We start from the raw sequence: 284 nt of genomic DNA, 5'->3' as shown, positions 1-284 counted from the left end.
AAAATCAAATGCATCCACGTCATCGTTATCCGCAAGCGGCGTGCCTTTTACCTTCACCAGCATGTTGATTGGCACGCTTTCCGGCGGCGTCGGCAGGTTCGCCAACTGCAACAACAGTCCGGCGCGATCGGTAACCGTTTCGCCCAGACCCACAATGCCGCCGGAGCATACTTTAATCCCTGCTTCACGGACTTTTTCCAGCGTGTCGAGGCGCTCCTGATAGGTACGGGTAGTGATGATATTGCCGTAAAACTCCGGCGAGGTATCGAGGTTGTGGTTGTAGT

General features: G+C 54.6%; 1 protein-coding gene. It reads right to left on the bottom strand.

Annotated features, from left to right (window positions below; genetic code table 11):
• Positions 1–284, bottom strand: a 284-nt coding sequence (locus tag J4G32_RS21285) for a radical SAM protein (protein ID WP_343232698.1), incomplete at both ends; no start/stop codon positions are given.

This window comes from Microvirga antarctica, assembly GCF_017921815.1.
Classification (GTDB): Bacteria; Pseudomonadota; Alphaproteobacteria; order Rhizobiales; family Beijerinckiaceae; genus Microvirga; species Microvirga antarctica.
Note: the sequence above shows the minus strand (reverse complement) of the source record. Positions and strands in the feature narration are given on the sequence as shown.